Raw genomic sequence first — 7,709 nt, forward strand, 5'->3', positions numbered from 1 at the left:
CCGGCTCGTAGAGTTCCGCCACGTCGCGGACCAGCGCCGCCACGTCGAGGCTCTCCTTGTTGTCGCCGGCCGCGCCTGCTTCCAACCGCGCGATCGAGAGCAACGCGTTGAACGTCTTGATCAGCCCGTCGGCCTCCTCGATGGTGTGCTCGAGCGCCTCGCGATAAGCCGGCTCGCCGTAGGGCTCGCGCAAGGCAGCCTCGACGCGGTTGCGCAAGCGATTGAGCGGCGTCTTGAGATCGTGGGCGATGTTGTCGGAGACCTCGCGCAATCCCGCCATGAGCTGCTCGATCCGCGCCAGCATCAGGTTGAGGCTCTCCGAGAGGCGGTCGAGCTCGTCGCCCGAGCCGTTTACCGCCAGGCGCCCGGTGAGATCGCCTTCCATGATGGTGCGGGTGGTGGCGGCGACCGCATCGATCCTGGCGAGCAGGTTGCGGCTGACCAAATAGCCTCCGCCGATGCCAAACAGCGCCATCACGCCAAGTCCCCACAGCATGGCCGAGCGGATCACGCGCGCGAGCTCGCGCCGGTCCTCGATGTCGCGGCCGACGATGAGGCGGTAGCCTCCCGGCAGCCTGAACACATTGGCGAAGGCAAGCCTGGTTTCGATGCCGCCTTGCGCCGGCCGGCTATATTCGAATTCGACCGGTCCGAGGCTGTCGAGAAGTTCCTGAGAGATGCTGGTGAGATTGCCCGCGACGCGGCGCCCGCCGGCATCGGCGACAAAATAGAGGCTGTTGCCCGGCGTCTGGCTGCGGTCCGCCACGGTGCGCACGAGCTGGGTCAAGCCGCCGTCGTTATATTGTTCGGCAAGGCCTTTGAGCTCGGCGTCGATGGTCTCGTGCAGCTGCCTGGTCAGCAGCACGGTGGTATTCCAATAGATATAGAAAATGGCCACGACCGCCGCCGCGCCGAACAGCGCAAGATAGGTCAGCGACAGGCGAAAGGTCGTGGTGCGGAAGAGTTTAGTGAGCGCTGTCACGGATGGTGTAGCCAGCGCCGCGGACGGTGTGCAGCAACGGCGTCGCAAAATTCTTGTCGATCTTCGAGCGAAGCCGCGAGACATGAACGTCGATGACGTTGGTCTGCGGATCGAAGTGATAATCCCATACGTTCTCGAGCAACATGGTGCGGGTCACCACTTGGCCCGCATGCTTCATGAGATATTCCAGCAAGCGAAACTCGCGCGGCTGCAACATAATCGCTTCGCCGGCCCGCGTCACCTTGTGCGAGAGACGGTCGAGCACGAGATCGCCGACCACGAAGCGCGTGCTTCCTTCCTCAGGCGAGGTGCGCCTGGCCAGAGCCTCGATGCGGGCCAGCAGCTCGCTGAAGGCGTAAGGCTTGGTGAGATAGTCGTCGCCGCCGGCGCGTAGGCCCTTGACCCGGTCGTCGACCTCGCCAAGCGCGCTTAAGATTAACGCAGGCGTTCTGATCTCCTCGGCGCGGAGCGCACCGATCACGGTAAGCCCGTCGCATTTCGGCAGCATGCGGTCGACGATGAGCACGTCATAGGCGTTGGCTCGCGCAAGCTCGAGCCCGGTCTGGCCGTCCGCCGCATATTCGGCGACGTGCCCCTGCTCTTTCAGGGCACGCCGGAGGAAGCTTGCCGTCTCCTGATCATCCTCGATCACCAGCACGCGCATGGTTGGAGATCTCCTAGCGGCGGGTTCTATCTCACTCACGAGCGAGGTCATGGCTTCCTCGCGAAGGGGAAACGAGGGTGGGCGGCGCGGCGGGGGAACCGCGCCGCCCTCCGGCGTAGAAGGCGTTAAACCTTAGCCTTCTTCAGGGAAAGCGCAATGAAGCGCGTCTGGTCGCCGGTTTTCACCTGAACCAGGACGTTGACCTTGTCCTTGTCCTTGGCCTTTTCCATCGCCTTCTTGACGCCCTTGGCGACGTCTCCCGGCTGCGACACCGTCTCGCCGGCAACCTGAAGAATGATGTCGCCTGCCTTGAGGCCCTTATCGGCGGCGTCGCTGCTGGGGTCGACGTCGGTGATCACCACGCCATCCTCGCCGGCACCAGGCACCTTGACGGCAGGAGCCAGCGACAGGCCGAGGGTGTCCAGCTGCTCGCTGGTATCGGCGGGCTTGTCGTCCTCGAGCGCCGCAAGCTTCTTGCCGCTCGGGAACGTGCCAAGCTTCATGTTCACCTCGTGCTCCTTGCCGTAGCGAACGATGGAGAGCTTCACGTCGGTGTTTGGATGGAGCTCGGCGATCTTGCGGGCAAGGTCGCGAGAGTCGTCGATCTTGTCGCCATTGACCTCGACGATCACGTCGCCGGCCTTGACGTCCTGCTTGGCGGCGGGGCCATCCTCGGCCACCTTGGTGACCATGGCGCCCTTGGCCTCAGGCAGGCCAATCGAGTCGGCGATGTCGTCGCTCACATTCTGGATGACGACGCCCAGCCAGCCGCGGTCGACGGTGCCATGCTGTTGCAGCTGACCGACCACCTCCTTGACGAGCGCCGCCGGCACGGCGAAGGCGATGCCGACATTGCCGCCGGACGGTGAGAAGATGGCGGTGTTCATGCCGACGACCTCGCCATCCAGATTGAAGGACGGTCCGCCGGAATTGCCGCGATTCACCGCAGCGTCGATCTGCAGATAGTCATATGGGCCCGATCCGATGTCGCGGTTATGCGCCGAGATGATGCCTGCCGTCACCGTTCCGCCGAGGCCGAACGGATTGCCGACCGCGAGCACCCAGTCACCGACGCGGGGATCCTTGTCGGAGAACTTCACGTAGGGAAGCTGCTGCGGAGCCTTGACCTTGACCAGCGCAATGTCGGTCCGAGCATCGGCACCGACCAGCGTGGCCGGATATTTGTCGCCGCTCTCGAGCGTCACGGAGATGTCCTCGGCGTCCTCGATCACATGGTTGTTGGTGACGAGATACCCATCAGGCGAGATGAAGAAGCCCGAGCCTTGCGCGAGCGTCGGGTGCGGACGCGGCGGGCGGTTGCCCTGGCCGGGCTGGCCCTGACGGAACTGCTTGAAGAAATCGTAGAGGGGGTTGTCCTCCGGCAAATCGGGGAGCCCAGGAATCTGCAGGTCGTTCTCGGCGACTTTGGAGTCGCCCTTGACGTTGATGCTCACGACCGCCGGGCTCACCTTCTGCACGAGGTCGGCAAAGCTCAAGGGCGCGGCTCCATAGGGAGTCTGCACTGTCTGCGGAGGAGGAGCTTGGGTGGTCTGCGCCGGCTCGGCCGAGGCGAAGCGCATGTCTTGGCCGAGCGCGAGCCCCAAGGCGCCAACCGCAATCAGTGCGGCAGCCGTTACCGCCAACGGCCCACGCGTAAACTTCCGCGAGCCCTTTTTGGTCACGGAGCTCTGGTCAGAATGAGTCATAAGGTCACCTCTCCCACGATAGAAAGAATCCGCTAAAGCGGCCCCGCATCCTCATTGAACGAGGCCTCTGAGCGGAAAATATAGGGGTCCGGCAATTACGCCGCCGTTTCGAGGGAATTAAATTTCGGTAAGGTTGGCGTCCTGCCGGAAGCTCAGGGCCGGGCTCAGCCGCCGGCCCACGGCCGAAATATATGGGCCGAATGCCTCCCGGCAATCAGCGATCCTCTAGCAAACGCTTGAGCCGCCGCTCCTCTGCCTTGCTCAACGGCGCAAGCTGCGCGCCGGCAGACCGCCGCCGATAGGCCAAAACGACGATCAGCAGCGCGACGATAAACACGGCCGGAGTGGCGAACCACAGCAAGAAGGTGTGTGGTTCGAAGCGCGGCTTGAGCAGCACAAATTCGCCATAGCGGGCAACGACAAAATCCTCGATTTGTTGGTCGGTGTCGCCAGCCTTCAGCCGCTCCCGCACCAGCAGGCGGAGGTCCTTGGCAAGCGGTGCTGCGGAATCGTCGATCGACTGGTTCTGGCAGACGAGGCAGCGCAAGCCTTCCGAGATGTGCCGGGCTCTCGCCTCGAGTGCCTGATCTTGCAGCAACTCGTCGGGCTCCACCGCTTTCGCCGGAAGCATCGCCAGGCTCACGGAGAGTGAGAGGACCGCGCCAAAAAACACGCGGCCGAAGCGAAGCGAACGCGGTGAATGGCTGGGTGCCGGCATTGCTCTATCCGGCGGGGGCGAGGCCTTGGCCGAGGGCTTTTGCCCGCTTCGGCGCGCCGACCCGCAAGCGCCGGTCGGACAAGGACAGGGCGCCACCGGCAAACATGACCAGGGCGCCGAGCCAGATGAGCCGCACCAGCGGGTTGAAATAAAGCCTGACGCTGTAGGCGCCGTCCTTCAGGGGATCGCCAAGGACGACGTAAAGGTCGCCGCGCCAGCTTGCATGGATGCCGGCCTCGGTGGTGCTGCTGCGCTCCACGGTAAATTCGCGCTTGGAAGGCTCAAGCGTGGTCACATCCTCGCCGCCTCGCGCCACCTTGAACAATCCGACGCGCTCGCGATAGTTCGGGCCTTCGCGCGGCGCGACGCCCTCGAAGGTCAATTGGTAGCCGGCGATCTCGGCGGAATCCTTAGGCTCGAGCGCGAGGATGGCCTCGCTCCGCCACGCCGTGGTGGCGACGATGCCGATCACCACGATGCCGAGCCCGGCATGGGCAAACGCCGAGCCGTAGGCCGAGCGCGGCAAACTGCCGAGACGTCGTGCGGTATCCTTCAGGGATCCATCGAGCAGCTTCACCCTGAAGGCGATCTCCGACAGCGCGCCGCCGATGAGCCAAATCCCAAGCCCGAGACCGAGAGGCGCAAGCCAGGGCCCGCGCTGCTGCCAAGCAAAAGCCGCCACGGTGACGATGAGCGCAAGGATCGCCGCAGCGAGGAGGCGCTGGCCAGCGGCGAGGATGTCCCCCCTCTTCCAGGCGAGCATCGGCCCGAAGGGAGCCGCGATGAGCAGCGGCACGAAGAGCGGCACGAAGGTGTAGTTGAAGAACGGAGCCCCGACGGAAATCTTCTCCCCGGTCAGCGACTCAAGCGCGAGCGGATAGAGCGTGCCGACAAGCACGGCAGCGCAAGCGGTGGTGAGCAGCAGATTGTTGAGGACGAGGCTCCCCTCCCGGCTGATCGGCGCGAACAGCCCGCCTTGCGCCAAGAGCGGCGCCCGGATGGCGAACAGCGTGAGCGCCCCGCCGATGAAGACGCCCATGATGGCGAGGATGAAAACGCCGCGGGCCGGATCGACGGCGAAGGCATGCACCGAGGTGAGCACGCCGGAGCGGACCAGGAACGTGCCCATCAAGCTCAGCGAAAAGGTGATGATGGCAAGCAGGACGGTCCAAACCTTCAGTGCGTCGCGCTTCTCCATGACGAGAGCCGAATGGAGCAGCGCTGTGCCCGCGAGCCAGGGCATGAAGGAGGCGTTCTCCACCGGATCCCAGAACCAGAATCCGCCCCAGCCGAGCTCGTAATAGGCCCACCACGAGCCCATGGCGATGCCGAGCGTGAGACACATCCAGGCGGCAAGCGTCCATGGCCTCACCCAGCGCGCCCAGGCAGCATCGATGCGGCCGTCGATTAAAGCGGCCACGGCGAAGGAGAACGCCATCGAGAAGCCGACATAGCCCGTGTAGAGGAAGGGCGGGTGGAAGGCGAGCGCCGGGTCCTGCAGCACGGGGTTGAGGCCATTACCGTCAAGCGGCGCGGGATCGAGCCTGGCGAAGGGATTGGACGTGATGATGATGAACAGGAGGAAGGCCGCGGCGATCGACCCTTGTACCGCCAGCACGTTCGCTTGCAGCTCGCGCGGCAGGTTGGTGCCATAGGTCGCGACCGCGGCGCCGAACAAAGCAAGGATCAGCACCCAGAGCACCATCGAGCCTTCGTGGTTCCCCCACACGCCCGCGATCTTGTAGATGAGAGGTTTCGCCGAGTGGGAGTTGGCCCAAACGTTCTGCAGCGAGAAGTCCGACGTGACATAGCCCGTCATCAGGGCCGAAAACGAGACCGCGATCAGCAGAAACTGCATCTGCGCCGCAGGCACTGCGACGGCCATGAGTTGCGGGTCGCGGATCCTCGTCCCCCACAGCGGAAGCACGGTCTGCACGATCGCGAGCGCGAGTGCGAGGATCAGAGCGTAATGGCCGGTCTCTGCGATCATGGGTACTTTCGCCTAATTTAACTTTCCGGCGTCAGGCGTGCCCGCCTGCGCGTCACCCCGCCAGACGCCTTGCTCTTTCAGCTTTTTGGCAACCTCCGGAGGCATGTATTTCTCGTCGTGCTTGGCCAGCACGCTGTCGGCATGAAACACGCCTTCCGATGTTAGCATGCCTTCGGCGACCACTCCCTGGCCTTCGCGAAAAAGATCGGGCAGCACGCCAGTATAGGTCACCGGAAGCGTGGCGCGCTTGTCGGTGATGACGAAGCTGACCGTGGTGCCCTCGCCACGCTTGAGACTCCCGTTCTCGACCAGTCCGCCAAGCCTGAATCGCTGACCGGCATCCAAGTGCTTCTCCGCCACCTCGGCCGGCGTATAGAAGAACACGATCGAGTCGCGCAACGCCATGAGCACCAGGCCCACGGCAAGCCCAAGCACGCCGAGGCAGGTGCCGATCAGAACGGCTCTGCGCTGCTTGCGGGTCATTCCACAGACCTCCAGGTCACGACTTCAAGCCAAGCTCGGCCGCCAGAGCATCGAGCTGCTGCAAAGCTTCGGCGTTCCCGCTGAATTGCGTCTTCGCGCGCGTGAGCGCTTTCATGGCGTCATCCTTCCGGTCAAGCACGGTATAGGCTCTGACCAGCTTGAGCCAACCGGCAAGATCGTCGCCCTTTTGCGTCAGCCGGTCGTCAAGCCTTTGTACCATGGTCTCGATCATGGCTTGGCGGTCGGCGGGTGCCATTTTCTGGGCAGCGGCCACATCGTCGGGGTTCGGCCTTGGTGGCCCCTCTCCCGGAGCTTCTTCCGGCTTGGCGGCAACGGCGTTGCCGGCAAGCTTGGCTTCGTCGTCCGCGAGGCGCTGCTCCACCAATTTGCGCCAAGGCGCATCGGCCGGCGCCTTCGCCAGCATCGCGCGCCAGGCGTCCGCCGCCGCGGCGAACTGACCGTCCTGCTCCTTGGCGATGATCAGCACGAGGCGCGGCTCGATGAGATTGGGGTCGAGCGCGACCGCCCGCTCCAGCGCTTTGCGGGCGTCCTCCGAGACCACGCCATTGTTGGCAAGCACGAGCGCCTGCCCGTAGTTTGCCAGGCGTTTCGGCGACTCCCCGAGCAGGCGGATGGTCTGACGATAGGCTTCAGCCGCATCGGCGTATCGCCCCCAGCCCATATAGACGGGAGCGATCACCTCCCAGCCCTCCCCCTCCTCGGGATGCTCGCGAAGCCGCGCCTCCACGCGCGCGACCAGCACTTCGAGATTTTTGTCGCTCGCGGGATCCTGCAAGCGGGCGATGAGGGGTTGATCGGGCAGGCGGGGAGAGCCGTAGACAAGATAGAGGCTGAGCGCCGCGAGTGGCAGCGCTACTGCGAGCCCCACGGCTACGGCTTTTGTCGGGGAATGGGTCAGGGAGAGTTTGGCGCCCTCTTTTTCCGCATCGGTGGCGAGCAGCCGGCGGGCGATTTCGACACGGGCGGCCTCGGCGTCCCCTTCCCCGATCAGGCCGCGCTCCCGGTCGCTTTCAACTTCCCCGAGCTGATCGCGATAGACGGTGGCGTTGAAGGCGGCGCGTGACTCCTCACTTGCGCTTCCGTCCGCGAGCGGGCGGAGCACGACGTAGAGCACGGCAGCCGTCAAAACGGCAAAGATCACCCAG

General features: G+C 64.5%; 7 protein-coding genes. All 7 read right to left on the reverse strand.

Annotated features, from left to right (window positions below; translation table 11 throughout):
• Positions 1-982, reverse strand: a 982-nt coding sequence (locus tag ACREC7_RS14670; RefSeq protein ID WP_431556432.1) for a HAMP domain-containing protein, incomplete at its 3' end; no start/stop codon positions are given.
• Positions 966-1,646, reverse strand: coding sequence for a response regulator transcription factor (locus tag ACREC7_RS14675; protein WP_431556433.1), 681 nt, complete (start codon positions 1,644-1,646; stop codon positions 966-968). The genes ACREC7_RS14675 and ACREC7_RS14670, both read right to left, overlap by 17 nt.
• Before the next feature lie 125 nt (positions 1,647-1,771).
• A complete protein-coding gene (locus tag ACREC7_RS14680) occupies positions 1,772-3,328 on the reverse strand; it encodes a Do family serine endopeptidase (RefSeq protein WP_431556434.1) in 1,557 nt (518 codons plus the stop codon).
• A gap of 238 nt (positions 3,329-3,566) precedes the next feature.
• Positions 3,567-4,070, reverse strand: a complete 504-nt coding sequence (locus ACREC7_RS14685; protein ID WP_431556435.1) for a cytochrome c-type biogenesis protein — start codon at positions 4,068-4,070, stop codon at positions 3,567-3,569.
• A gap of 4 nt (positions 4,071-4,074) precedes the next feature.
• Positions 4,075-6,060: a heme lyase CcmF/NrfE family subunit gene (locus ACREC7_RS14690; protein WP_431556436.1), complete on the reverse strand. Its 1,986-nt coding sequence runs from the start codon at positions 6,058-6,060 to the stop codon at positions 4,075-4,077.
• A gap of 12 nt (positions 6,061-6,072) precedes the next feature.
• The gene (gene ccmE, locus ACREC7_RS14695; protein ID WP_431556437.1) at positions 6,073-6,543 is read right to left on the reverse strand and encodes a cytochrome c maturation protein CcmE; all 471 of its coding nucleotides are present in this window, start codon (positions 6,541-6,543) and stop codon (positions 6,073-6,075) included.
• A 16-nt stretch (positions 6,544-6,559) separates the two neighbouring features.
• Positions 6,560-7,709, reverse strand: a 1,150-nt coding sequence (gene ccmI / locus ACREC7_RS14700) for a c-type cytochrome biogenesis protein CcmI (protein WP_431556438.1), incomplete at its 5' end; no start/stop codon positions are given.

Source organism: Methyloceanibacter sp. (assembly GCF_050728395.1).
Lineage (GTDB): Bacteria > Pseudomonadota > Alphaproteobacteria > Rhizobiales > Methyloligellaceae > Methyloceanibacter.